We start from the raw sequence: 26075 nt of genomic DNA on the forward strand, positions 1-26075 counted from the left end.
CTTGGAATAAGGGAGGAATTTCATGGCACCCAGGACCAATCCGAAACGGGAAAAACAGATCGAAGCGGCCCGCAAGATCGCCGCTGCAACCGGCGAGGCGCATCTCGATCCGGAAATCCTGTTCGGCCGGGCGAGCAATGACGATTTGGAGCGCTACAGCCCGGAAATGCTTGCCCTTGCCGCTGTGCATGCGGCTGGGGAACTGGCAGCCTGGAACGGCGATTCTCCCCGCGTCACCATCGAACAGGTCGCCAATATCGACCCCGAAGGCGTGCCGGTTTCGATCCTCTCGATCACCGATCATAACATGCCGTTCCTCTACGAATCGGCCATGGGCGAGGTGACCAGCAGCTACCGCGATCTTTTCATGGCGGTGCATCCGATCCTCGTCATCAAAGACGGCAAGCAGCCGACGCTTTACTCTGCCGATCATCCGAGCGATCCCGCCGATCGTGTCAGCCATATTCAACTACATCTGTCACCGCTGACCGCGGCGCAGGCGGCGGACCTGATCAAGCGCGTGCAAATCGTGCTCGATCAGACGCATTTGACCGTTTCCGACTGGAAGCCAATGCTGACGCGGCTCGATACAGTGATAACGGAGCTTTCCACTTATGAGACCGCCGCCCGCCGCAAGGCGGATCGTGATGAGGCGCTGGCCTTTCTCGCTTGGCTGCGCGACGGCAATTTCACCTTCCTCGGCATGCGCGAATATGTCTATTCCGGCAAGGGCGCCAGCGCCAAGGTGGAGCGCGACCGTGGCGCCGGCCTCGGCATCCTCTCCAATCCCGACGTCCTCGTCCTGCGCCAGGGAAAAGACGCCGTCACCACCACGCCGGAAATCCTGGCCTTCCTCGACGGGCCGGATTTCCTGATCGTCACCAAAGCCAATGTGAAGTCGGTCGTTCACCGTCGTGCCTATATGGATTACGTTGGCGTCAAGCGTTTCGATGCCGACGGCAATGTCACCGGCGAACTGCGCATCGTCGGCCTTTATACGTCGACCGCCTACACCAGCGCCGCCGCCGAGGTGCCGCTGCTGCGGTCCAAGGTGCAGAAGGTCAAGGACCATTTCGGCTTCGACCCGGCCAGCCATTCCGGGCGCATGCTGGACAACACGCTGGAATCCTATCCGCGCGATGATCTCTTCCAGATCGATACGACGCTGCTCGCAAGCTTTGCCGAACAGATCAACGACCTTGCCGACCGCCCACGCGTACGCGCGCTGCCGCGCATCGACCATTTCGACCGCTTCGTCTCGGTGATCGTCTATGTTCCGCGCGAGGAATATGATTCCGTCGTCCGCGAGAGGATCGGCAATTACCTGAAGACCGTCTATGACGGTCGCGTTTCCGCCTACTATCCGGCCTTCCCGGAAGGCGGCGTCGCGCGCGTGCATTTCATCATCGGCCGCAGCGGCGGCAAGACCCCGCATGTTCCGCAGGCGAAGCTTGAAGCGGCGATCCGCGCCATCACCGCCCGCTGGGACGACCGCTTCGAAATGCTGGCCGGACCCAAGGCGCCGCATATTTCCGTCAGCCAGGCCTTCCAGGAGGCCTTTTCGCCGGAGGACGCCGTTGCCGACCTGCCCGATATCACCGCCACCGCTGGCCCCGATCAGATCCGAATCGCCTTCTACATCCGCAAGGAGGAAGCGGGCGATATCCTGTCGTTGAAGATCTTCCACGCCGAAGACAATCTGGCGCTGTCGCGCCGCGTGCCGCTGCTCGAAAATCTCGGCTTCAATGTCCTCAGCGAGCGGACCTTCGACATTTACGTCACCGGCAAGAACGGCGCGAACGGCCGTGTCGTTCTCCACGATATGGAACTCGAAGCCCGCGGCGGCGTGACGATCGATCTCGCGCGCCACGGCGCGGCGCTGGAGGAAGGCTTCCTCGCAGCCTTCGGCGGCACGATCGATAACGATGCTTTCAACCGGCTGATCATCTCCGCCGGTCTTTCGGCTCGCGAAACCAACGTCCTGCGCGCCTATGCCCGTTATCTTCGCCAGGCCGGTATCGCCTATTCGCAGGATTATATCGCCGCGACGCTGGACAAATATCCGCGCATCGCAGCCTCGATCTTCCGCCTGTTCCACGACACGCTCGCCCCCAAGCTCAACGACAAGAACCGCACAAAGAAACTCAGCGAATTGCATGCGACGATCGAGACCGAACTCGCCGATGTTCCAAGCCTCGACGACGACCGGATTCTCCGCCGCTATGTCAACGCCGTCGATGCCACACTGCGCACCAACTATTTCCAGAAAAACCCGGACGGCACACCGAAAGCCATGCTGGCCTTCAAGCTCGATCCGAAACTCCTAGACGGCCTGCCGGAACCGCGGCCTTTCCGCGAGATCTTCGTCTATGGCGTCGAGGTAGAGGGCGTGCACCTGCGCTTCGGCAAGGTCGCTCGCGGCGGCTTGCGCTGGTCGGATCGCGCTGAAGACTACCGCACCGAGGTTCTGGGCCTCGTGAAGGCGCAGCAGGTTAAAAATGCCGTCATCGTGCCCGTCGGCGCCAAGGGCGGCTTCTATCCGAAGAAACTCCCGGTCGGCGGCAGCCGCGACGAGATCTTCAATGCCGGCCGCGAGGCCTACAAGACCTATATCCGCACCCTGCTGTCGATCACCGACAATATCTCCGGCGCCGATATCATTGCGCCACCGGACACGGTGCGGCAGGATGGAGACGACCCCTATTTCGTCGTCGCCGCCGACAAGGGCACCGCGACGTTCTCCGACACTGCCAATGCCCTGGCGCAGGAAGCCGGCTTCTGGCTCGACGACGCCTTCGCCTCGGGCGGCTCGGCCGGCTATGACCACAAGAAGATGGGTATCACGGCCCGCGGCGCCTGGGAGACCGTCAAGCGGCATTTCCGCGAAATGGACATCGATATCCAGACGACGCCCTTCACTGTCGCCGGCGTCGGCGACATGTCGGGCGACGTCTTCGGCAACGGCATGCTGCTGTCGCCGAAAATCCGCCTTCTCGCCGCCTTCGATCACCGCGACATCTTTATCGATCCCGATCCGGACATGAAAAAGACGCTCGCCGAGCGGCAGCGGCTTTTCAATCTCGCCCGCTCGAGCTGGCAGGATTTCGACAAGAGCGTCCTGTCGAAGGGCGCAATGATCATCTCACGTTCGGCAAAATCGGTGACGCTGACCCATGAGGCCGCTGCCGCTATCGGCATCGACAAAACCGTGGCGACGCCCTTCGAGATCATGACGGCGATCCTGAAGAGCCCGGTGGACCTGCTCTGGTTCGGCGGCATCGGCACCTATGTGAAGGCGCCGGCCGAAACGGATTCGGAAGTCGGCGACCGTGCCAACGATCCGATCCGTATCACCGCGGAAGAGGTTCGCGCCAGAGTGATCGGCGAAGGCGCCAATCTCGGCGTTACCCAGAAGGGCCGCATCGCCTATGGCCTCAAGGGCGGGCGCTGCAATTCCGACGCCATCGACAATTCGGCAGGCGTCAATACCTCGGACGTCGAGGTCAATATCAAGATCGCGCTGGCATCAGCCATGTTCGACGGCCGCCTGACACGCGCCAAACGCGATACGTTGCTGGCCTCGATGACCGACGAGGTGGCGGCGCTGGTGCTGCGCAACAACTATCTGCAGTCCCTGGCGATCTCGCTGACGGAACGCAAGGGCACTGGCAACGGGCTGGAACTCAGCCGCTTCATGAGCGTGCTGGAGGGGGCGAAGCAGCTCAACCGCAAGGTTGAGACGCTGCCGGACGACCAGACCTTTGCCGAACGCTACGCCAATGGCCGGCCGCTCAGCCGCGCCGAGATCGGCGTCCTGCTCTCCTACGCCAAGATCGTCCTGTTCGATGCCCTGGCGGCGAGCGACCTACCGGACGATCCCTATTTTGCCGCGACGCTCAGCCAATATTTCCCGGTAAAAATGCAGCGCTCGCATGCCGCCGATATCGCCGGCCATCGTCTGCGCCGCGAAATCATCGCGACGGTACTGGCAAACGAAGCGATCAACCGCGGCGGACCGGGCTTTGCCGTCAGCATGATGGATGCGACCGCCGCGTCTGCCGCCGAGGTGGTCAAGGCTGCCGTGCTCGCCCGCGACGGCTTCGATCTCGATCGCCTCTGGAACGAGACCGATGCGCTGGATGGTAAGGTCGGCGGCCAGACGCAGAACCGCGTCTATGGCGAAATCACCGAAGTCTATACAGTGCTGACCCGCCTGTTGCTGAAAACCGGAGCCGCCAAAGGCGATATCGAGGAAACCGTTAGCCGGCTTCAGGCAGCATTGAAAAAGCTGCGGCCGGTCTTCCTCAGCCAGATCCCGGCGGATTTCGCAGCCGAGATCGCGACCCGCCAGGCGGATTATCAGGCCGCCGGCCTGCCGGAAAAGCTCGCTTCCGAGATCGCGACGATCTACGCACTCGTCCTCGTGCCGGAAATCATGCAGATCGCCGAACGGACAGGCGATACGCTCAACCGCGCCGCCGAAAGCTACTTCACCGTGTCGCAGACCTTCCGGGTTGGCCGTCTGCTGCTCGCCGGCAGCCGGATCATCACCGGCGATCACTATGAAAGCCTGGCGCTGGCCCGCAGCCTCGACCAGATCGCTGGGGCCCGCCGTGATATCGTCATCTCGGCGCTCAGCAATCATCCGAAGGACAAGCAGCCGATCCTTGCATGGCACGCCGAAGACCGCATCCGCATCAACCGCATTGCCGAAGAGCTTGCGGGCCTCAGCGAAAGCGGCGATCCGAACCTTGCCCGGATCACCGTCGCCGCTGGCCTCCTGACCGACCTTGCGCACGATCGGGCGAGATGAGACAGTCCGCCCCGCGTGATAGACGCACTATCGAATCAGGGGCAGGAATTTGGTGGCCACAGAGATAAGGGACGACGCGCCGGCGAAAGTGCCGGCGCGGGGCATCTGGGGGTGGATGTTCTTCGACTGGGCGGCGCAGCCGTTCTTCACCGTCGTCACCACCTTCATTTTCGGTCCTTATTTCGTCGCGCGCCTGACGGCGGATCCAGTGGCCGCGCAGGCAATGTGGAGCAATATGGCGACGATCTCCTCGGTGATCATCGCCGTCTTGTCGCCGGTGCTCGGTTCGATCGCCGATCAGTCCGGCGCCCGTAAACCCTGGATTGCCTTCTTTGCAGTCATCAAGATCGCCAGCCTGTTCTGCCTTTGGGGTGCAGCACCCGGTTCGCCGGTGATCTACCCCGTCATCTTCATGATCCTTGCCTCGATCTCGGCGGAGTTTTCAATCGTCTTCAACGATTCGATGATGCCGCGCCTCGTCAGCAAGGACGATATTGGCCGGTTGTCGAATGCCGCCTGGGGACTCGGCTATCTCGGCGGCATGATCGTGCTTATCGCCGTGGTGGCGCTTTTGGCCGGCAACCCGCAAACTGGCAAGACCATCCTCGGCCTGACACCGCTCTTCGGCCTGGACGCCAGTCTCGGCGAAGATGCGCGCATCACCGGACCGATTTCCGCCGTCTGGTATTTTCTCTTCATTCTGCCGATGTTTTTCTTCACGCCGGATGCCGCCCGCGGTCTGCCGCTCGGTACGGCGGTTCGCTCCGGCCTGCATGAGCTGAGAATGACACTCGGCGAACTGAAACGCCGCCGGGGCATCAGTCTTTTCCTGATTGCCCGCATGGTCTACCAGGACGGCGTTAACGGCCTGCTGATCCTCGGCGGCACCTTCGCCGCGGGAATGTTTGGCTGGGCGACCATCGAGATCGGCATCTACGGCATCATCCTCAACGTCGTCGCGATTTTCGGCTGCTTTATCGCCGGCTATGTCGATCGCTGGCTGGGTTCGAAGATAACCGTCGTCATCAGCCTGACCATGCTGCTCCTCGCGGCCCTCGGCATCATCTCCACCGGACCGGGTTTTACGCTTTTCGGCCTCGTGCCGCTCTCGACCGCCGATTCCGGCGGCCTGTTCGGCACGGCGGCCGAGAAGGCCTATATTGCCTATGGCCTGCTCGTCGGCCTCGCCTTCGGCCCGGTCCAGGCCTCCTCGCGCTCCTATCTCGCCCGCAGTGTCAGCCTCGCCGAAGCAGGCCGCTATTTCGGCATCTACGCACTTTCCGGACGCGCCACCAGCTTCATGGCGACGCTGTTTTTCTCGCTGATGACCTATTGGAGCGGCTCCGCCCGCCTCGGCATGGCGACCTTGATCATCTTCCTTGCAGGCGGATTGCTGCTCCTGCTGCCGACGCCCTATCCGGCCGATAAGGCGAAGTGAGATATCCCTCCATTTAATTAGGGATATACCAGCAAGCGAGAGGATCAGCCCTCATGGTGAGGCGCGGAGGCCTGAAAGGCCGAAGCCTCGAACCACGAGGGCGGGTGGTTGCCTATGGGCCACCCTCGTCCTTCGACAAGCTCAGGATGAGGGTGGACAAAACGACGACGGAGCCAGCTATGCTCAATGCCGGAAATGGCGTACGCCCGTGAAAACCATCGCAACACCATGCTCGTCGGCGGCGTCGATGACTTCCTGGTCCCGCATCGAACCACCCGGCTGGATGACCGCCGTCGCGCCGGCGGCAATCGCCGACAGCAGGCCGTCGGCGAACGGCAGGAAGGCTTCGGAGGCCACGGCAGAGCCGCGCGTCAACGGCTCGGCAAGACCCATGGCCCTGGCAGCCTCTTCAGCCTTGATCGCGGCGATGCGGGCCGAATCGACGCGGCTCATCTGGCCGGCGCCGATACCGGCCGTCTGGCCGTCCTTGGCGTAAACAACAGCATTCGATTTCACATGCTTGGCGACGCGGAAGGCAAACTTCATGTCTTCCAGCTCCTGTGCCGTCGGCGCACGCTTGGTGACCACCTTCAGCTCCATATCTTCGACCAGGGCATTGTCACGGTTCTGGACGAGCAGGCCGCCAGAGACGGTTTTGGCGGTCAGGCCGGTCGCACGCGGATCGGGCAGGGCGCCGACCGACAGCAGGCGAAGGTTCGGCTTGCGGGCGATGATCGCCTTGGCTTCCTCACTGACCTCTGGCGCGATGATGACCTCGGTGAAGAGCTTGACGATCTCCTCGGCGGTTTCCGCATCGAGCAGGCTGTTCAGCGCAATGATGCCGCCGAAGGCCGAAACGGAATCGCAAGCCAGCGCCCGCTTATAGGCCTCAACCAGGGTAGGGCCGGTGGCAACACCGCACGGGTTGGCATGCTTGATGATCGCGCATGCCGGACCCTTTTCCGGCAGGAACTCGGCAACAAGTTCGTAGGCCGCATCGGTATCGTTGATGTTGTTGTAGGAAAGCTGCTTGCCCTGGATCAGCGTCGCGGTCGAGACACCAGGACGGTTTTCGCCGGTGACGTAGAAAGCCGCCTTCTGATGCGGGTTTTCGCCATAACGCATCTCCTCGCGCAGAACGCCGCCGATAACGCGGTGGCGCGGTGTTGCGATATCAAGAGCCTCGGCGAACCAGTTGGAGATCATCGCATCATAGGCCGCGGTGCGGGCGAAAGCCTTGGCGGCCATGCGCTGGCGGAAGGCATAGGCGGTCTGGCCGGCATCGGCCGAAAGCTGCTCCAGCAGCTCCGGATAGTCGGTTGGATCGGTCAGAATCGTGACATAGGCATGGTTCTTGGCCGAAGCGCGGATCATCGCAGGGCCGCCAATGTCGATATTCTCGACCGTCGTCGGATAATCGCCCCCGGCCTTGCGGACATCTTCGAAGGGGTAGAGATTGATGACGACCAGGTCGATACCCTCGATGCCATGCTCCTTCATCGCCGCCTGATGTTCGGCGTCATCGCGAATAGCGAGCAGGCCGCCATGCACCTTCGGATGCAGCGTCTTGACGCGGCCATCCATGATTTCGGGAAACTCCGTCACTTCAGACACATCGGTCACGGCAAGACCCGCCGCCGCAATGGTCTTGTGCGTGCCGCCAGTCGACAGCAGCCGCACGCCCTTTTCGCTGAGCGCACGCGCCAGCTCAACGATGCCGGTCTTGTCGGAGACGGACAGAAGCGCGGTCTTCACCTTCACTTTGTCGGGGGCGGGGATTTTTTTGGAAACGACGGCCATGGCTTTCTCCAATCGAGCGTGAGGAGATGTCCGGCAAAACGGCGCGGGACAATATGCCCGCCCCGTTAACACAGCTTAAGCACTTAGCCTATGGCCGATGGGATAAAAACCAGCGGATTTCCGGCTTTTCGGTGATCGGGAAAACGATCTCGAGCTGGTCGGAGGAGCGCATGCCGGAAGCGTCGGCAAAAAAGATATCCTCAGTCACCAGCACCTCATTGCCCGGCGAGGAGAACACCCAGGTCTCGCCATCCGGCGCGATCAACAGCGCGGCGTCGGTCTCGGTCTGCAATAGGCTGATGGAGGGATGAACATGAAAGCGGGCGGAGGCAAGACCGTCGCTCTTCAGTAGCGATTTCTTGCCCTCCGGCACAAAAAAACGGTCGCGGCCGGCAAGAATGGTGCCGGCGGCATTGAGGCTCACCTCGCGCTCATGGGCATAACCGAAGGTCGAGAGATAGCCGTCATGCACCGCCCGGACATAGTCGCGGCCATCCTCGGTCTCCGCACGCTCAACAATGACCTTCTTGACGCCGCCGACCATCACAGGCCCGAGCGCTTTGGACCTCGAAAACAGGCTCGATGAAGTGTCATCGAGCGTCACGGTCGAATGCGCCGCGGTGGCCCGCGCCGCCTGGACGTAACGGTCGCCGGCAAAATTCGGCGAGCCGGAATTGACGATAAAGCGAGATTTGCCCGAAGACATTTCGAAGGACAGGCAGCCGGCATGCGCCGTGCGGCTGAGGTCGGCGGAAGCGGGCGCCCCGGTATCGATGATGACCACGGCCTGTCCGGCCGCCAGCCGATGGTATTTGGTATGCGGCAGCGCCTTGAACACCTGGCCGGCGGTTTCGTCATAACGCAGGACGGACATCAGCTCGTTGGCCAGCGTCGACGTCGCGCCATTGAACAGCGCGAGATCGCCATCCTGATGCCGGAAGAAGCGCAGGGCCGGATACATGCGGTCGATGCCAGGAATCAGACGCGCCGGCGCGTCGTGGCCAAGATTGACGTAGGTCTGGCGCAGCGGCAGCAAGTCGAGCAGCAGTTCCAGCGCCACGCGCGGATTACGCGAGATATGCCCACCGTCGGGGAGAATCTGCCGGTCGATTTCGCGGTCGAGCGCCTGGCCGGCGCGCTTCAGCGTCGAGGCGCCGTTCGGCATGGCAACCGAGGACATGGCGAGCGCGATCCGCACCCGGAACCGCGTCTCGCCGTCACGCGTCGTTGCCGCCACCCGGCGGAGATAGCGGACGTGGAAAACCAGCATGCGCATGAAACGGCGATAAAAGCCGCCATCCGTGCCCTGCAGGACCACGGGCGAATGCGACAACCAGGCGATCAGCCGCTGTGCCGCAATATCGGGCGACCAGGCTATCCCATGCAGCCGACGGCCATGCACGGCCATCCAGTCATTGAGGATGGCGCGCGCCAGCGCCGAAGCCTGATCGCTTTTTTCCGCCCGCAAATGCCGCAGCCAGCGGAAGCTATGCAGGCGGGCCGCAAAGGCCTGCGACGGCAGCTCCAGCGCGAAGGGAGATTTCCCCTCCGTTTCCAGCACCCGGCCTGCCAACAGGATGCGGCCATTCAAAAGCTCTTCGACAAAAAACGGATCGATGCTGCGCAGGTCCGTCGGAGCCACGATCAATCGTTCCGGCACACGCATCGTGTGGCGGGTGAGACGCAATCGCGTCAGTGCCGCGCGGCGCGACATTCGCCGCCATGCTTCCCGCATGTGTAAACTCACCGAACCCTGCCGGAAAACTGCATATTTGCTTATGCTTACTCTCTATATCGGTGGTTAAGAAGAGGTTAGGAATATGCCAAATAAGGACATTGTGCCCGATTTTTGAACAAGTCGAGCGTAACCCCTCGGAGCCGCTACTATCGCGTGCGGCGCAGCACCACTGCGAAGAACCCATCCAGTCCGGATGCGAAACCGCCGGAAAGCGGCAGCATGTCGGGCGTGGTGCGGAAAGCACCGAGAGGCGAGATTGCGGCCTCGAGACCCGGCCAATCCTCAGGCTTGATCGGCACGCGCTCGACCGTCTCCGTCTCGGCCAGAACGCGCGCGACAAGATCCTCGCCCTCTTCCGGATCGAGCGAACAGTTGGAGAAGACCACGAGCCCGCCAGGCTTGACCAGGGTCAAAGCATGGCGAAGCAAACGCTCCTGCAGGCCGGCAAGCTTGGCGATGTCCTCCGGACCCTTGGTCCACAGCACATCGGGATGGCGACGCGTCGTGCCCGTTGACGAGCAGGGAGCATCGAGAAGGGCCGCGTCGAAAAGATCGTCGGGTTGGAACTTTGCCATGTCGGCGGCGATGGTTTCCGCCTCCATCCCAAGTCTTGCCAGATTGGCGGAGAGCCGCTTGAGGCGATTGGCGGATTGGTCGAGCGCGGTCACCTTGCCGCCGGCGAGAATGAGCTGCGCGGTTTTGCCGCCCGGCGCGGCGCAGAGATCCACCACCTTACGGCCAGAAAGCGAACCGAACAATTTTGCCGGAATGCTGGCGGCGGCATCCTGGACCCACCATTCGCCGTCCGAAAACCCATCGAGCGAAGGAATGGAGCCTTCGAAAGCGGCAAGCCGCACGCCGCCGGTCGGCAAGACGACGCCATTCAAGCGTTTTGCCCAGCCCTCGGCATCGGATTTCACCGTAACGTCAATCGCCGCCGGCTCCAGTTGCGTATCGGAAATCCTTGCCGCAGCCTCCGTGCCATAGGCAGCCTCGAGACGCGCCAGGAACCAGGCCGGCATGGCTGGCACATTGGCAACCCGGCTCAGAATCTCTTGCTTCTCCCGCCCTATCCGCCTGAGAATCGCGTTGACCAGCTTGGCGAAGCGGCGGTTGCGCGGGTCTTGGTTGGCCTGCTCGACGGCAATATCGACCGCGGAATGATCCGGCACGTCGAGATAGAGCATCTGTGCCGCACCCACCACCAGGACATGATGCAGGGCGCGGGCGCCCTCCGGCAGTGGTGAGTCCAGCAGGGAAGCGATCGCCGCCTCGATGCGCGGCAAATGCCTAAGCGCCGAATTCAGAATGGCGCGCACCAGCGCCCGGTCGCTCTCGCCAAGCGCTCTATAGGCAGGATTGCCGCCTTCGGCATCCAGCATGCCGTCGAGCGGCGTCTTGCGATCGATGACCGCCGCCAGAATCTTCGTCGCAGCGGCGCGCGCCGCAAATCCTGGCTTGGCGGGAGCCGAATCACGCGGCGGGCGATTGCCCGATTGCCTTCCGTCTTTGTTGAAAGGCTTCTTATTGTTGGAATTCAAGACCAGGGTCCCTTCGGCGGTTGCGAACCACCGCGACCCGTATTCGGTACGGAGCGCGATTTGCGCACCGGATTATCAGTCAAGATCGGTCCCGTCGAGCCAAAGCCGGCCTGCATGTCGGCAGCAGGGCCGCCGTCACCGCCGTAGCGCGCCATCTCGTGAAGTGCGGCGATCCGGTTTTCCGTATCCGGGTGCGTGGAGAACAGATTGTCCATGCGCGCGCCCGAAAGCGGATTGATGATGAACATATGCGCCGTCGCCGGATGCCCTTCGGCCTCTTCATTGGGGATATGCTCCGCCCCGCGGGCGATCTTGCCGAGCGCCGAGGCGAGCCAGAGAGGATTGCCGCAGATTTCAGCGCCGCGACGGTCCGCCGAATATTCACGCGTACGGCTGATCGCCATCTGCACCAGCATGGCGGCGAGAGGGGCGACGATCATCGCCACCAGCACGCCGACGACACCGAGGGGATTGTTATTGTCGCGGCGCCCGCCAAAGAAGAAGGCGAAATTGCCGAGCATGGAGATGGCGCCGGCGAGCGTCGCCGTGATCGTCATCGTGAGCGTGTCGCGGTTTTGCACATGCGCCAGCTCATGCGCCATGACACCAGCCACTTCCTCCGGTGTCAGCGCATTGAGCAGGCCCGTCGATGCCGCGACAGCAGCATTTTCGGGATTGCGGCCGGTGGCAAACGCGTTCGGTTGCGGGCTGTCATAGAGATAGACCTTCGGCATCGGCAGGCCTGCATTCCGGGCAAGGTCGCGGATGATGCGATAGAATTCCGGCGCGCTGCGCTCGTCTACCTCCTGTGCGTGATAGGTGGAAAGCACCATGCGATCGGAATTCCAATAGGAAAAGAAATTCATCCCCGCCGCGACGACAAGCGCGATCATCATGCCGGCTTGACCACCGATCAAATAGCCGACGCCCATGAAAAGGGCGGTCATGAAGGCAAGCAACATGGCAGTGCGCATGAGGTTCATCTGATGTCTCCATCACATCGTCAGTCCGAACCTTTCTCTTTGCGGCCGGACGCTCTATGATTTGGCTATTCACCCGCCTATTTCAACGGTTCCAGGCCGCATCACGCCATGCAGATTGCAGATAACGATAATAAAAATGACATCGACGCCGGCACGGCGCCTCACAAACCGCTCTCGCCAGCCGCCAAACGGGCGCTCGCGGAAGCGGAGGAGCGCCGCAAGGCCCAGGCGCAACCCGATCTCCCCCCCGAAACCGGCGGCCGCGGCGGCGCCGAGCCCTCGCGCTTCGGCGATTGGGAGATCAACGGGCGTGCGATCGATTTTTGAGCCGATACATATTTCGGCAAACTCAATGAGAATCACTTAAATTGGAATCTCTGATTTGAAGGGAGATGCCAATGCCGAAACCTTCGAGCTGGAATAACTCTGTTTGGCCGAAGGCCGCTAAACCGTTTAAGCCGAAGAATTCATCACAAGCGGAATCGAATAAACTGTTAGCCCTATCAGCTTTAGGAGCGGGCGTTTCACTTAGTCTGACTTACGATGGGTTTCCCCGCACAGTTGAGGTTCATACTGTAGGAGTAACTACTGCTGGCCGCCCCGCTATGTGCGTCTACCAAGTAGACGGTCAAAGTAGCACGCCTCCTATACCTGATTGGCGACTCTTTTGTTTTGACGAATGTTTTGACGTAGCTCTTACCACCATTAAGGCGAATTCACCGCGCGCCGGCTACAAAAGGGGCTCAAAGCAATTTCGCAGGATTGACGCCGAAATTTAGATTCCGGCGCCAAAAAAATTCTGCTTCGTTCCGTCGATTGAAGTGAATTATCACTCGGTCATGTGTGGCGGCTTTTTGATCAAGCCGCATCCGCCCTGTTCTGCCGGTTGGCGATCAGATCGTCGACAACAGCGGGATCGGCCAGCGTCGACGTATCGCCGAGTGCGCCGAAATCGTCTTCGGCGATCTTGCGCAGGATGCGGCGCATGATCTTGCCGGAGCGGGTTTTCGGCAGGCCCGGGGCGAACTGGATCTTGTCGGGCGAGGCGATCGGGCCGATTTGGGCGCGAACATGTTTGACGAGCTCCTGGCGCAACGCATCCGAACCCTCCTGACCCGCCATCAGCGTCACGTAGCAATAGATGCCCTGCCCCTTGATCGCATGTGGATAGCCGACAACGGCGGCTTCCGAGACATGCTGGTGCGAGACGAGGGCCGATTCGACTTCGGCCGTGCCGAGCCGGTGGCCGGAGACGTTCAGCACGTCGTCGACGCGGCCTGTGATCCAATAATAGCCGTCCTCGTCACGCCGGCAGCCGTCGCCGGTAAAATATTTGCCCTTGTAGGTGGAGAAATAGGTCTGGATGAAGCGTTCGTGGTCGCCGTAGACCGTGCGCATCTGGCCGGGCCAGCTATCGGCGATGACGAGATTGCCGTCGGCCGCCCCTTCCAGCAGATTGCCCTCATTGTCCACCAATTGCGGCTGGACGCCGAAGAACGGGGTCGTCGCCGAACCCGGCTTCAGGTCGGTCGCACCCGGCAATGGCGTGATCATGTGGCCGCCGGTCTCCGTCTGCCACCAGGTATCGACGATCGGGCAGCGGCCATCGCCGACGACGTTATAGTACCATTCCCAGACTTCCGGATTGATCGGCTCGCCGACCGTGCCGAGCAGGCGCAGGCTGGAGCGCGACGAGCGCTTGACGAAGTGATCGCCGGCACCCATCAGCGAGCGGATCGCCGTCGGAGCGGTATAGAAGATATTGACCTTGTGCTTGTCGATGACCTCCCAGAAGCGGCCCTGATCCGGGAAGTTCGGCACGCCTTCGAACATCAGCGAGGTCGCGCCATTCGCCAGCGGTCCGTAGACGATATAGGAATGGCCGGTCACCCAGCCGACATCGGCCGTGCACCAGTAGATGTCGCCGGGATGATAATCGAAGACATATTCATGCGTCATCGCCGCATAGACGAGATAGCCGCCCGTCGTGTGCAGCACGCCCTTCGGCTTGCCGGTCGAGCCCGACGTATAGAGGATGAACAGCGGATCTTCCGCCTTCATCTTCGCCGGCGGGCAGTCCGGTTTCACCTTGGCGACCTCTTCGTGATACCAGAGGTCGCGACCCGGCGCCCAGCCGGTCTTGCCGCCGGTGCGGCGCACGACCAGCACCTTTTCCACGGTGACATAATGCCGGCCGGCAATGTGGATCGCGGTGTCGGTATTGTCCTTGAGCGGCACCGGCTTGCCGCCGCGCAGGCCCTCGTCGCAGGTAATGACGAAGGTCGACTGGCAATCGATGATGCGGCCGGCCAGCGCCTCCGGGGAGAAACCACCGAAGACGACGGAGTGCACGGCGCCGATGCGGGCGCAGGCAAGCATCGCATAGGCGGCCTCGGGGATCATCGGCATGTAGATGGTGACGCGATCGCCCTTCTTGACGCCCTGCTTCTTCAGGACATTCGCCAGCCGGCAGACATGCTCGTAGAGCTCGTTATAGGTGATCTTCTTGTCGATATAGGGATTGTCGCCCTCCCAGATGAAGGCCACGTCATCGCCATGCTTCTTCAGGTGGCGGTCGATGCAATTGTAGGAGACGTTGGTCAGTCCGTCTTCGAACCATTTGATCGAGACCTTGCCCGTGAAAGACGTGTTCTTGACCTTGGTGTAGGGCTTGAACCAGTCGATGCGTTCGCCGTGCTTGCCCCAGAACCTGTCGGGATCCTCGACGCTTTGCTTGTACCATCTCTGATATTTCGCCGCGTCGATCAAAGCGCGTGCTTGAACCGGCTTCGTCACCGGATGAATCTTTTCCGACATCATTTCCTCCTCAACCTTGGCACCCCCTATCGAGACTATGGGTGCTCATTCCGTGCCATCAATAGCAGCTCAAGTTACGACAGCAATTAGACAAAGCGCATTTCATCGGCAAAGAATTGCAATTCTGCAACGCTGCGGTTATATAGGGCCATATTTCCCGGACAATGTGGTGTTACACCCCGGACCGCGACACCGGCGCGGACTGACAGAAGGACTATATCCATGGCTCAACAATTGCTCATGCCGAAGGCAACAGCCATCTGGCTTGTCGACAATACGGCCTTGTCGTTCGACCAGATTGCACAGTTCTGCAAGCTGCATCCGCTCGAAGTCAAGGCTATCGCCGATGGCGAAGCGGCACAGGGCATCAAGGGCCTCGACCCAATCGCCACCGGCCAGCTCTCCCGCGACGAAATCGCCCGCGCCGAAGCCAATCCGAACCACAAGCTGAAGATTTCCGAACCGAAGGTTCGCGTGCCGGAATCCAAGCGTCGTGGGCCGCGCTACACGCCGGTTTCCAAGCGCCAGGATCGCCCGAACGCCATTCTCTGGCTGGTGCGCAACCATCCGGAACTGAAGGACGCGCAGATTTCCCGCCTCGTCGGCACCACCAAGTCCACCATCGAGCAGATTCGTGACCGCACGCACTGGAACTCGACGAACCTGACGCCGATGGATCCGGTAACGCTCGGCCTCTGCAGCCAGATCGACCTCGACATGGAAGTCGAAAAGGCCGCCAAGGGCCGTCCGCTGCCGACAGCCGCCGAACTCGGCGCGACGCTGCAGCCGGCGCAGGAAACCGAGAAGCTCGGCTTCAGCTATGATCGCGATGAAGAGAAGGAAAAGGAAATCGACGCCGACGCCGTCTTCGCCAAGCTGAAGTCGCTGAAGTCCACCACGCCGGACGATGACGACGACGACCGGTATTGAGACGCGACTCAGTCCCGTAGTTCGAGGCCCCGGTGAAAGCCGGGGCTTTTTATATCGGATTATGGCAATGCTTATGATCCATCTTTGCTGCGTCCCTATGCAGCGAGAACAACCTGTGGGACATGGTATATACTCACGCTACATGGTTATGCGCGAGATGAAGCTGCAATGTCGATCTTGGGTATCGGATACTACGACTATGTGGTGGGTTTAGTGGCTGCCATGGTGGCCGCACTGCTGACTAAGCAGAAAGTCCTGCAAGGGCGTTTTGGAAAATTCGCAGTATTTGAGCACCTCATACTGCCGGCAATCTTTATTGTGGTCGGTGCCACCATCTGCTCGCTGGTCGAAATCGACGAAACTATCGTCACGGGTACCATCGTCATGTTGGCGATTTTTATGTTGGTGATACTGGTGGCCTTCGCGCCATTCCTGTTTATACCTTGCGCGTTTTTCGCCTACGCCTTCGTCACCTCCTGGGAAAAGGTGGCCCACATTGCGGTAGTTTTATTCGTCGGTGTGACAATAGGAAACTTTATCGGCTTCGGATTGGGGTCCCGAAGCCGAGCGGCGACGCAATAGCGGCGGCCGCGTCCTTACTCGCCCTGTTGGGCTTTGACAGTAAATTTATCGCGCTCCAAAAATCGCCGACCCAACGCGAACGCTCGTAGCACCGAAAGCCACGGCAATCTCATAGTCACTCGACATGCCCATGGAGAGTTTTTCGACCCCGCTCTTTTTTGCGAGTTTGGCGAGCAACGCGAAATGCGGCCCAGGATTCTCATCCGCTGGCGGAATGCACATCAGTCCCTCGATCGAAAGTCCAAGCTCCTTCCGGCAGAAATCGACGAAGGCGGTCGTATCGTCCGGCGCAATCCCGGCCTTTTGCGGCTCCAGTCCGGTATTGACCTGCACATAAAGCCTCAGCGCCTTGCCCTGCCGTTTCATTTCATCGGCGAGGGCGCGGGCGATCTTTTCGCGATCCACCGTTTCGATGACGTCGAACAAGGCCACGGCATCTGCCGCCTTGTTCGATTGCAGCGGCCCGATCAGATGCAGCTCGATCTCGGGCGTTTCCGCCTTGAGCAGCGGCCACTTGCCTTGGCTTTCCTGCACACGGTTTTCCCCGAACACCCGCTGGCCGGCCGAAATGGCAGGGCGAATCGCTTCGGCATCGAAGGTCTTGGAAACGGCGACGAGCTGCACGGCACCCGCCGGTCGACCGGCTTGATGCTCCGCTGCAGCGATATGGGCACGAACCGCGTTCAACCGCTCTTGAAGTTCCATCTTTTCGCCTCGATATTGACGCCTGTTCCTTGAGACTTTGCAGTAATGAGGCAGGCGGCCTTTGCCAAGGGCCGATGCCACGGAATCCGGCTTTGCTTTGCAAGATAAAGCACTTGCCGCACCCGCTAAACTTGACGCTTGGTTGGTTTCGTGATGAAGGTCACGGCCAACTCCCCATGATTTTCTGGAATACAAGATCAGATGGCTACCGAACGTTATAATCCGCGCGATGCCGAGCCTCGCTGGCAGCAGAAATGGAACGAGGAAAAGGTCTTCCTCACTGACAACGCCGATCCGCGCGAGAAATATTACGTCCTCGAGATGTTCCCCTATCCGTCGGGCCGCATCCATATGGGCCATGTGCGCAACTATGCCATGGGTGACGTCGTCGCCCGCTACAAGCGCGCCCGTGGCTACAACGTCTTGCATCCGATGGGCTGGGACGCCTTCGGCATGCCGGCGGAAAACGCCGCCCGCGACAACAAAGTGCATCCGAAGGAATGGACCTACCAGAACATCGCCTCGATGAAGGCGCAGTTGAAGGCCATGGGCCTGTCGCTGGACTGGAGCCGCGAATTCGCCACCTGCGACGTCGACTATTACCATCGCCAGCAGATGCTCTTCATCGACATGATGGAGAAGGGCCTGGTTTACCGCAAGAAGTCCAAGGTCAACTGGGACCCGGTCGACAACACAGTGCTCGCCAACGAGCAGGTCATCGACGGCCGCGGCTGGCGCTCCGGCGCGCTGGTCGAACAGCGCGAGCTGACGCAATGGTTCTTCAAGATCACCGAATTCAGCCAGGACCTGCTGGACGCGCTGGATACGCTCGACCATTGGCCGGAAAAAGTGCGGCTGATGCAGAAGAACTGGATCGGCCGGTCCGAAGGCCTGACGATCCGCTGGGAGATCGTGCCGGAGACCTCGCCGAACGCCGACCGTGAAATTACCGTCTATACCACGCGTCCGGACACCTTGTTTGGCGCTTCCTTCCTGGCGATTTCGGCTGATCATCCGTTGGCTAAGGAAGCAGCGGCTGCGAATCCGGCTATCGATGCCTTCTGCGAAGAATGCCGCCGCGCCGGCACCTCGCTTGCCGCATTGGAAACCGCCGAGAAGAAGGGCATGGACACAGGCATCCGTGTCCGCCATCCGCTCGACCCGTCCTGGGAGCTGCCGGTCTATATCGCCAATTTCGTGCTGATGGATTATGGCACCGGCGCCATCTTCGGCTGCCCCTCCGGTGACCAGCGCGACCTGGATTTCGCCCGTAAATACGGCCTGCCGGTCGTGCCCGTCGTCATGCCGAGGGATGGTGACGCCGCAAGCTTCAGCATCGACGATGGCGCCTACGATGGCGACGGCGTCATGATCAATTCGCGTTTCCTCGACGGCATGAGCATTGAAGAAGCTTTTGAGACGGTGGCGACGAAATTGTCGGCGACAAGCCTCGGCAATGCGCCGCAGGCCGAGCGCAAGGTGAATTTCCGCCTACGCGACTGGGGCATCTCGCGCCAGCGCTATTGGGGCTGCCCGATCCCGGTCATCCACTGCGAGGATTGCGGCGTCTTGCCAGTGCCGAAGCAGGATCTGCCGGTCAAGCTGCCGGACGACGTCACCTTCGACCAGCCGGGCAATCCGCTCGACCGCCATCCGACATGGCGGCATGTCGCCTGCCCGCAGTGCGGCAAGGATGCCCGCCGGGAAACCGACACCATGGATACCTTCGTCGATTCTAGCTGGTACTACACCCGCTTCACGGCACCTTGGGAAAATGAACCCACCGACAAAGCGGCCGCTGATCGCTGGCTGCCCGTCGATCAATATATTGGCGGCATCGAGCATGCGATCCTGCATCTGCTCTATTCCCGCTTCTTCACCCGCGCCATGCGCGAAACCGGCCATGTCGCGGCCAAGGAACCCTTCAAGGGCCTGTTCACGCAGGGTATGGTCGTTCACGAGACCTATAGCCGCGGCAATGGCTTGACGCGCGAATGGGTGTCGCCGGCCGATATCCGCATCGAGGAAACCGACGGCCAGAGGCGGGCGACATTGCTATCGAGCGGCGAAGAGATAACCATCGGCGCAATCGAGAAAATGTCGAAATCGAAGAAGAACGTCGTCGACCCCGACGATATCATCGCCTCCTACGGCGCTGATACGGCTCGCTTTTTCGTGCTGTCCGATTCGCCGCCCGATCGTGACGTGATCTGGTCGGAAGCGGGCGTCGAAGGCGCGCATCGTTTCACACAGCGCATGTGGCGGCTAGTGTCGGAAGCGGCGGACGCGTTGAGAACCGTTGATTCGACTCCGGCTAAGGAAGGCGAGGCGCTGGCGATTTCACAGGTCGCACACCGCACGCTGAAGGCGGTTCAGGGCGATTATGACAAGCTCGCCTTCAACAAGGCCGTCGCGCGCATCTATGAATTCGTCAACACATTGGCTGCTCCGCTGGCCAAGGTCGCCGCTGGCGACACGGATGCCAGCTATCGTTCCGCCGTTCGTGAAGCGGTCGAGATTCTCATCGCATTGGTCGCACCGATCACGCCGCATCTGGCCGAAGAATGCTCGACAGCGCTCGGCAATGCGCATCTGGTCGCCGTGAGCGCTTGGCCGCGCTACGACGAAGTGCTCGTCGTCGAGAATGAGATCGTGTATCCGGTGCAGATTAACGGCAAAAAGCGCGCCGAATTGACAATTGCGCGCGATGCGGATCAGAATGCCGTGCAAGAGGCTGTACTCGCCCTGGATGCCGTCGCAAGCGCATTGAATGGTCAGGCGCCAAAGAAGATCATCGTCGTTCCACAGAGGATCGTGAACATTGTCGTCTGATAGTCTTTTCAAGCTCGCTCGCGCTGCAGGCGTTGCGTCTCTGGTTGCCGTTGCCAGTCTTTTGTCCTCATGCCAGGTCAAGCCGCTTTACGCGGAGAGCACCGGCGTGACGCAGAAGCTCGCGGACGTTGCCTTTTCCGACGCCGGTTCGCGCGTCGGTCAGCAGGTTCGCAATCAATTGATCTTCATCGCCGGCCGCGGCGCCGGCGAAACGAAGACCCCGAAATATACGGTCGATCTGAGCGTTAGCTCCGGCACGGGCGGCGTTCTCTACCTGCCGTCCTCCGATACGTCGGCCGCAGGCCGCACGACGGTGACGGCATCGTTCACCCTCAAGGATGCCAGCGATGGCAAGGTTCTGAAATCCGGCAGCCGCTCAGTCACGTCGCTGGTGGACTTCCCAACTCAGGAATTCGCCAAGGCACGCGCCATCCGCGATTCTGAAGACCGCGCAGCCCGCGAAGTTGCCGAGCTGGTAGGCGCCGACATCGCTGCGGCGCTTAGCCGTTAATATGAGCGCGCGGCATGGCGGAAATCAAATCCCACGAGTTTGACGGATTTCTCCAAAACGCCGCGCGCAGCTACCGCCTCTTTGTCATCTACGGCCCTGACCGCGGCCTTGTCTCCGAGCGGGCAGGGCAGATCGCCGGCAAGACCGGCGTTGATCTGAACGACCCTTTTTCCCTGATCAAGCTCGATGTGAGCGATCTCCAAAACGATGCCGGCCGCCTGCTCGATGAGGTCAATGCTATCGGCCTTTTCGGCGGTGAAAAGCTGGTGTGGATCCGCGGCGCCGCCAACGAAAAGGCTCTGGTCGATTCGCTGCAGATCATTGCCGATAATCCGCCGGATGCTAGCTTTGTCATCGTCGAGGGCGGTGATCTGAAAAAGGGCTCCGGCCTTCGCAAGGTGGCAGAGACTTCCAAAGCTGTCGCAACTATTCCGTGCTATACCGACGACATTCGCGCGCTGAACAGCCTCATCGATGTGGAGCTGGCCAACGAAAATCTACGCATCACACCGGCGGCGCGCCAAATCCTGTTAGAGTTTCTCGGCGGCGATCGCATCGCTTCGCGCAACGAAGTCCGTAAACTGGCGCTTTATTGCCGCGGGCAGGGGACAATTGAAGAGGATCACGTCACCGATATCATCGGCGATGCCAGCGCCATTTCGGCAGATGACGCGGTGGATGCCATTCTCAAAGGCGATTCCGAAGCTTTTCTGCATGCCATGCAAAAAATCGCGTCTTCCAAAACACCGATGTTTCTCGTGCTTCAGGGTTGTCTAAGACAATTTCAATTGCTGGACATGATGCGGACGGAAATGGACGAAAAGCGCGTGCCGCCGGCACAGGTCATGCAGACACTCGGCCGGCACCTGCACTTCCGCCGTAAGCCGATCATCGAACAGGCACTCAAGAGCTGGACGGCGCCGGCAATCGCGCGGGAAATGAACCGATTGCAGGCCGCCATTCTTCAAACGCGGCAACGTGCCAGTCTGGAAGACACAATCGCCACCCAGACACTGCTGGCAACCACGCTGCAATCGGCCCGCAAGGGCTGACTGACGCGAAACAGCTCAACGCCGCTCCAGCAGCCGGCAAATTTCTTCGAGCTGCTCCAGGGTCTTGTAGGAGATCTTCACCTGGCCGCCGCTGCCACGATGGTTGATCGCGACGTCTAGCCCCAGCGTGTCGGATAATGTTCTTTCCAACGCCAGCGTATCGGAATCCTTCTCGTCCTTGCGAGCGCTTACGGGGCGGAGATCGTTCTGAGCCTTGATATCGTTCTGCGCCAGCCGCTCGGCATCACGCACCGACATTCCCTTGGAAACAATCGTCCGAGCAAGTGCTGCCGGATCGGAAGTCGAAACCAGCGCGCGTGCATGGCCGGCCGATAGACTACCGCCGGCGAGCATGTCGCGAACCGGTTCCGGCAGCTTCAGCAGGCGCAGCGAATTGGCGACATGACTGCGGCTTTTGCCAATGATCTCGCCAAGGTCATTCTGCGTATAGCCATGTTCGGCTATCAACTGCTCGTAGCCCAGCGCTTCTTCCAAAGGATTGAGATCGGCGCGCTGAACATTTTCAACGATGGCGATTTCCAGAGCGGTTTTGTCATCAACATCGCGCACGATAACGGGAATTTCGATCAGGCCGGCCAGTTGCGCCGCGCGCCAGCGTCTTTCTCCGGCTATGATTTCATAGCGATCGACCGAGACCGTACGCACGACCACGGGCTGAACGATGCCGTGCTGTCGGATTGAGCTGGCAAGATCGTGCAGCTCGGTTTCGTCGAAATAGCGACGCGGATTCTTTGGGTTGCGGCTGATGAATTCGATTGGCACCATGCGATCCGGATTGACGCCCGGCTTGCCGGTGTCCACCGGCGTCGGCTGATCCATCTCTCCGATGAGAGCGGCCAAGCCGCGGCCGAGACGCCGTTTCGAAACATCATCATTCATCGCAATTACTCACTTCAGAACAAACAATAGATCAGGCGGCTGCCTTACGCTGCCGCTCCCGCTGGATCACTTCCGACGCCAGTTGCAGATAGGCTTGACTGCCGGCGCATTTTAGATCGTAAAGGATCGCCGGCTTGCCATAAGAGGGCGCTTCAGATACGCGAACATTGCGCGGTATCAACGTATGGTAGACCTTCTCGCCCAAATGCGTGCGCACATCATTGACGACCTGCTGCGCAAGATTGTTGCGGGAATCAAACATGGTTAAGACAATACCCTGAATATCGAGCAGGGGATTGACGGTGCGGCGCACCTGATCGACGGTTTCCAGCAACTGGCTGAGACCTTCCAGCGCAAAGAATTCGCACTGCAGCGGCACCAGAACCGAATGGGCGGCCGCCATGGCGTTCATGGTCAGCAGGTTGAACGAGGGCGGGCAATCGACCAGGATGTAGGAAAAAGCGGTAGCCGCGCCATTCAGCGCGCGGCGCAGCCGGAAGACACGATCGGACTGTTGAGCGATTTCCATCTCAATCCCAAGCAAATCCATCGTCGAGGGAATGATGTAGAGATTGGGGACAGCCGTTTCCTGAACCGTATCAAGAATCGTATGGGTCCCGACCAGGAGATCATAGGACGACAGTTTTCGATCCCGCCGTTCGATGCCCAGGCCAGTGCTAGCGTTGCCTTGCGGATCGAGGTCGACGATCAAGACCCGCTCGCCGATAGCGGCTAGGGCCGTGGCCAGGTTGATCGCAGTGGTTGTCTTGCCGACGCCACCCTTTTGATTTGCGATAGTAATAATCCGGTTTCGCTCGCCGATCATTGCCGCATATCCAATTATGGTTAAATTCGACGTCGAGGGCGATTTAACTCCAAAATAACAGAATCTCGCTCGACCACACTGTTGTGTTTTACCAGATCGAATTCCCACCGACCACGGGCTTTCTCGACTTCACGCTCGTAATCCCGGCCTTTATGCAGCAGCAAACGGATATTTTCGTTGCGTTCCGCCCAAGGCGCTGCGTAGTCCAGCAACACATCCAGCTCGGCCAGCGCTCTTGCCGAGATCACCTCGCAGTGACGAATGACCTTCGGCGCTTCCTCGATACGGATGGCGTGGACGGCGCCGCGAGCCTCGCATTCCCTGAGGCAAACCCGCAGAAACGCAGCCTTTTTCTGATTGCTCTCCACCAGATCGACATGTCCATCGGCCTGTTCCGCCAGTAGAATGGCGGTAATGATGCCGGGAAAACCGCCGCCGCTACCGAGGTCAACCCATCGGGCTGGCTTCGGATGAAGTTGAAAGATCTGGGCGCTATCGGCAATATGTCTTTGCCAGAGATCGTTGATCGTCGAGGGCGCCACCAGATTGATGGTCTTCGCCCATTTCTGAAACAGCTCAGCAAAGTGCTGCAAGCGTCCCTGTGTTTCACGTGAAACACGCACACCGTTTAATTCCATGGCAGGACTCTCACACCTTGCAATATTAGGAAACGAGCTTCTGCTCTTCCGCCGCGACGTGCTTCCGCAGATGGGCCAACAAAAGCGATATGGCCGCCGGCGTCATCCCGTCGACACGCGACGCTTGTGCAATATTCTTCGGGCGCGCAGCCGTCAACTTCTGCTTCAGCTCGTTCGATAGACCGGACAAGACGGAAAAATCGAAGCCCATCGGAATTACGCGCTCTTCTTCGCGTCGCGCCTGCACGATGTCCGAAGTCTGGCGATCCATATAGACTGCATAGGCAGCTTCGATCTCGATAGCTTCAACGACGCGGCCCTCGATCGACCGCAACTCCGGCCACAGGCCAGACAGCGCGTCAACGGATTGACCCGGATGGGATAGAAGATCATATCCCGATCGGCGCTGACCATCCTTATTCAAATGCAGCCCGGCTTTTGCTGCTTCCGTCGGCGTGACACTCAAACTCTTCAATTGAGCCCGAGCCTGCTCGAGCTTCTCCATATAGGTTTTGAACCGCTCGCCGCGATTCACATCGACGCAACCAATAGATATTCCCAGCGGTGTCAGACGAACATCAGCGTTATCGGCGCGCAAGGATAAACGATATTCTGCGCGAGAGGTGAACATGCGATAGGGTTCGGCCACTCCACGAGAGGTGAGGTCGTCGATCATTACTCCAATATAGGATTCCGTGCGGCTGAGCTTCACAGCCTCTCCACCGGAAGCTAAGCGAGCAGCGTTCAGGCCAGCAATCAAGCCCTGTGCTCCAGCTTCCTCGTAACCCGTCGTTCCATTGATTTGCCCAGCCAAAAACAGACCGGGAATCTTCATGACTTCGAGCGATGGCTTCAATTCACGGGGATCGACATGATCATATTCGATCGCGTAGCCGCACTGCAGAATTCGGACTCGTTCCAGACCCGGAATGGTTCTGATAAAGGCATCCTGTACGTCCTCGGGAAGCGAGGTCGATATGCCGTTGGGATAGACGGTCGTATCGTCGAGCCCCTCCGGCTCCAGAAAAATCTGGTGACCGTCGCGCTCGCCGAACTTAACGATCTTGTCTTCGATCGATGGACAATAACGCGGACCCACACCCTCGATCTGGCCGGAATACATCGCCGACCGCAGGAGGTTGTCCGCAATGATCTTGTGCGTTGCCGGCGTTGTCCGCGTCACCCCGCATTCGATTTGCGGAGTCGTGATGGCATCCGTCATGAAAGAGAAGGGCACGGGCTCGTCATCAGCGCCTTGGCGGCCCACGGAATCCCAGTCAATGGTCGTGCTATCCAAGCGCGCCGGCGTCCCGGTCTTCAAACGGCCGAGCGCCAGACCATAACGATGCAGCGTGGCGGATAGGCCCATCGAGGGTTCCTCGCCAACTCGGCCGGCCGGGATCTTTCTATCACCAATATGGATCAAGCCACGGAGAAAGGTCCCGGTCGTCAGAACGACAGCACCACATCGAAGGATGCGGCCATCCTTTAGAATCACCGCGGAAACACGGTCACCTTCTATGGCAAGATCAAAGGCATCCCCTTCGATCACGTCCAGGTTTTCGATCGCGTCGATCTCACGCTGCATGGCGAGACGATAGAGCTTCCGGTCTGCCTGGGTGCGCGGACCGCGAACGGCCGGACCCTTCTTCCGGTTCAGCATGCGGAACTGAATACCTGCCGCATCCGCGACGCGGCCCATTAGACCATCGAGGGCGTCGATCTCGCGAACCAGGTGACCCTTGCCCAGGCCGCCGATCGCGGGATTGCACGACATCACACCAATCGTATCGCGTTTATGGGTGACGAGCCCGGTCTGTGCGCCCAGACGGGCGGCTGCGGCCGCAGCTTCACTGCCCGCATGTCCACCACCCACAACAATCACATCATATATTTTATCGAGCATCGTAAAGCCCTCGGTATTGCCGTCTGTTTGGCATACCAAATTCAGGAGTCAAGAAGGTTTCAC

18 protein-coding genes are annotated in these 26075 nt (G+C 60.2%); 8 read left to right on the forward strand and 10 right to left on the reverse strand.

All coding sequences use genetic code 11. The features are described 5' to 3' along the window. The first annotated feature begins 22 nt into the window (after window positions 1-22). Entirely contained in the window at window positions 23-4813 is a 4791-nt protein-coding gene (locus QA648_RS16860; RefSeq protein WP_283048190.1) for an NAD-glutamate dehydrogenase, read from the forward strand. A 49-nt stretch (window positions 4814-4862) separates the two neighbouring features. Continuing rightward, window positions 4863-6251, forward strand: a complete 1389-nt coding sequence (locus tag QA648_RS16865; RefSeq protein WP_104824910.1) for an MFS transporter — start codon at window positions 4863-4865, stop codon at window positions 6249-6251. A gap of 183 nt (window positions 6252-6434) precedes the next feature. Here the strand turns inward: QA648_RS16865 and purH are convergent, their stop codons facing one another. The 4 genes from purH to htpX form a co-directional block, all read right to left on the reverse strand. Beyond that, a complete protein-coding gene (gene purH / locus QA648_RS16870) occupies window positions 6435-8051 on the reverse strand; it encodes a bifunctional phosphoribosylaminoimidazolecarboxamide formyltransferase/IMP cyclohydrolase (RefSeq protein WP_283048191.1) in 1617 nt (538 codons plus the stop codon). Between the two features lie 88 nt (window positions 8052-8139). Then, window positions 8140-9786: a heparinase II/III family protein gene (locus tag QA648_RS16875; RefSeq protein WP_283048193.1), complete on the reverse strand. Its 1647-nt coding sequence runs from the start codon at window positions 9784-9786 to the stop codon at window positions 8140-8142. A 149-nt stretch (window positions 9787-9935) separates the two neighbouring features. Then, window positions 9936-11336 (reverse strand): RsmB/NOP family class I SAM-dependent RNA methyltransferase, encoded by a 1401-nt coding sequence (locus QA648_RS16880; protein ID WP_199773590.1) that lies wholly within the window; start codon window positions 11334-11336, stop codon window positions 9936-9938. Continuing rightward, the gene (gene htpX, locus QA648_RS16885) at window positions 11327-12313 is read right to left on the reverse strand and encodes a zinc metalloprotease HtpX (protein ID WP_104824914.1); all 987 of its coding nucleotides are present in this window, start codon (window positions 12311-12313) and stop codon (window positions 11327-11329) included. Before htpX ends, QA648_RS16880 begins: the two co-directional genes overlap by 10 nt. A gap of 108 nt (window positions 12314-12421) precedes the next feature. Between htpX and QA648_RS16890 the strand changes: the two genes are divergently transcribed. Then, a complete protein-coding gene (locus QA648_RS16890) occupies window positions 12422-12640 on the forward strand; it encodes a DUF1674 domain-containing protein (RefSeq protein ID WP_104824915.1) in 219 nt (72 codons plus the stop codon). A 531-nt stretch (window positions 12641-13171) separates the two neighbouring features. On the opposite strand, the gene acs is transcribed toward QA648_RS16890, so the two are convergent. Then, window positions 13172-15130 (reverse strand): acetate--CoA ligase, encoded by a 1959-nt coding sequence (gene acs, locus QA648_RS16895; protein WP_283048197.1) that lies wholly within the window; start codon window positions 15128-15130, stop codon window positions 13172-13174. A 222-nt stretch (window positions 15131-15352) separates the two neighbouring features. On the opposite strand from acs, the gene QA648_RS16900 reads away from it, so the two are divergent. Together QA648_RS16900 and QA648_RS16905 are read left to right on the forward strand one after the other, a co-directional pair. Then, window positions 15353-16060, forward strand: a complete 708-nt coding sequence (locus QA648_RS16900) for a DUF1013 domain-containing protein (protein WP_104824917.1) — start codon at window positions 15353-15355, stop codon at window positions 16058-16060. Between the two features lie 168 nt (window positions 16061-16228). Next, window positions 16229-16642, forward strand: coding sequence for a hypothetical protein (locus QA648_RS16905; RefSeq protein ID WP_283048198.1), 414 nt, complete (start codon window positions 16229-16231; stop codon window positions 16640-16642). 45 nt (window positions 16643-16687) lie between these two features. Here QA648_RS16905 and QA648_RS16910 read toward each other — a convergent pair whose 3' ends face one another. Then, window positions 16688-17347, reverse strand: coding sequence for a YggS family pyridoxal phosphate-dependent enzyme (locus tag QA648_RS16910; protein ID WP_283048200.1), 660 nt, complete (start codon window positions 17345-17347; stop codon window positions 16688-16690). 201 nt (window positions 17348-17548) lie between these two features. Here QA648_RS16910 and leuS point away from each other — a divergent pair, with 201 nt between their 5' ends. The 3 genes from leuS to holA are packed head-to-tail and all read left to right on the forward strand — an operon-like array spanning window position 17549 to window position 21742. Beyond that, window positions 17549-20179 (forward strand): leucine--tRNA ligase, encoded by a 2631-nt coding sequence (leuS, locus tag QA648_RS16915; RefSeq protein WP_283048202.1) that lies wholly within the window; start codon window positions 17549-17551, stop codon window positions 20177-20179. Further along, a complete protein-coding gene (gene lptE, locus QA648_RS16920) occupies window positions 20169-20690 on the forward strand; it encodes an LPS assembly lipoprotein LptE (RefSeq protein ID WP_104824920.1) in 522 nt (173 codons plus the stop codon). Before leuS ends, lptE begins: the two co-directional genes overlap by 11 nt. A gap of 14 nt (window positions 20691-20704) precedes the next feature. Further along, window positions 20705-21742, forward strand: a complete 1038-nt coding sequence (holA, locus tag QA648_RS16925) for a DNA polymerase III subunit delta (protein WP_283048204.1) — start codon at window positions 20705-20707, stop codon at window positions 21740-21742. Window positions 21743-21757: 15 nt separating this feature from the next. On the opposite strand, the gene QA648_RS16930 is transcribed toward holA, so the two are convergent. From QA648_RS16930 to mnmG, 4 genes are read right to left on the reverse strand one after another with little or no spacing between them, the layout of a single operon-like run. After that, a complete protein-coding gene (locus QA648_RS16930; RefSeq protein ID WP_283048206.1) occupies window positions 21758-22642 on the reverse strand; it encodes a ParB/RepB/Spo0J family partition protein in 885 nt (294 codons plus the stop codon). A gap of 31 nt (window positions 22643-22673) precedes the next feature. After that, window positions 22674-23468: a ParA family protein gene (locus QA648_RS16935; RefSeq protein WP_104824923.1), complete on the reverse strand. Its 795-nt coding sequence runs from the start codon at window positions 23466-23468 to the stop codon at window positions 22674-22676. A gap of 20 nt (window positions 23469-23488) precedes the next feature. Continuing rightward, window positions 23489-24106: a 16S rRNA (guanine(527)-N(7))-methyltransferase RsmG gene (gene rsmG, locus QA648_RS16940; protein ID WP_283048208.1), complete on the reverse strand. Its 618-nt coding sequence runs from the start codon at window positions 24104-24106 to the stop codon at window positions 23489-23491. A 25-nt stretch (window positions 24107-24131) separates the two neighbouring features. Beyond that, the gene (gene mnmG, locus QA648_RS16945) at window positions 24132-26012 is read right to left on the reverse strand and encodes a tRNA uridine-5-carboxymethylaminomethyl(34) synthesis enzyme MnmG (RefSeq protein ID WP_283048209.1); all 1881 of its coding nucleotides are present in this window, start codon (window positions 26010-26012) and stop codon (window positions 24132-24134) included. Window positions 26013-26075 lie beyond the last annotated feature (63 nt).

This window comes from Rhizobium sp. CB3171, assembly GCF_029714265.1.
In the GTDB taxonomy this organism is placed as follows: Bacteria; Pseudomonadota; Alphaproteobacteria; order Rhizobiales; family Rhizobiaceae; genus Rhizobium.

Coding starts and splice junctions, on each gene's coding strand:
- htpX (WP_104824914.1), bottom strand. CDS start 12,313: ATGAACCTCATGCGCACTGCCATGTTGCTTGCCTTCATGACCGCCCTT.
- leuS (WP_283048202.1), top strand. CDS start 17,549: ATGGCTACCGAACGTTATAATCCGCGCGATGCCGAGCCTCGCTGGCAG.
- rsmG (WP_283048208.1), bottom strand. CDS start 24,106: ATGGAATTAAACGGTGTGCGTGTTTCACGTGAAACACAGGGACGCTTG.
- QA648_RS16930 (WP_283048206.1), bottom strand. CDS start 22,642: ATGAATGATGATGTTTCGAAACGGCGTCTCGGCCGCGGCTTGGCCGCT.
- QA648_RS16860 (WP_283048190.1), top strand. CDS start 23: ATGGCACCCAGGACCAATCCGAAACGGGAAAAACAGATCGAAGCGGCC.
- QA648_RS16935 (WP_104824923.1), bottom strand. CDS start 23,468: ATGATCGGCGAGCGAAACCGGATTATTACTATCGCAAATCAAAAGGGT.
- QA648_RS16890 (WP_104824915.1), top strand. CDS start 12,422: ATGCAGATTGCAGATAACGATAATAAAAATGACATCGACGCCGGCACG.
- QA648_RS16875 (WP_283048193.1), bottom strand. CDS start 9,786: ATGCGGGAAGCATGGCGGCGAATGTCGCGCCGCGCGGCACTGACGCGA.
- acs (WP_283048197.1), bottom strand. CDS start 15,130: ATGTCGGAAAAGATTCATCCGGTGACGAAGCCGGTTCAAGCACGCGCT.
- QA648_RS16910 (WP_283048200.1), bottom strand. CDS start 17,347: ATGGAACTTCAAGAGCGGTTGAACGCGGTTCGTGCCCATATCGCTGCA.
- holA (WP_283048204.1), top strand. CDS start 20,705: ATGGCGGAAATCAAATCCCACGAGTTTGACGGATTTCTCCAAAACGCC.
- QA648_RS16905 (WP_283048198.1), top strand. CDS start 16,229: ATGTCGATCTTGGGTATCGGATACTACGACTATGTGGTGGGTTTAGTG.
- mnmG (WP_283048209.1), bottom strand. CDS start 26,012: ATGCTCGATAAAATATATGATGTGATTGTTGTGGGTGGTGGACATGCG.
- purH (WP_283048191.1), bottom strand. CDS start 8,051: ATGGCCGTCGTTTCCAAAAAAATCCCCGCCCCCGACAAAGTGAAGGTG.
- QA648_RS16900 (WP_104824917.1), top strand. CDS start 15,353: ATGGCTCAACAATTGCTCATGCCGAAGGCAACAGCCATCTGGCTTGTC.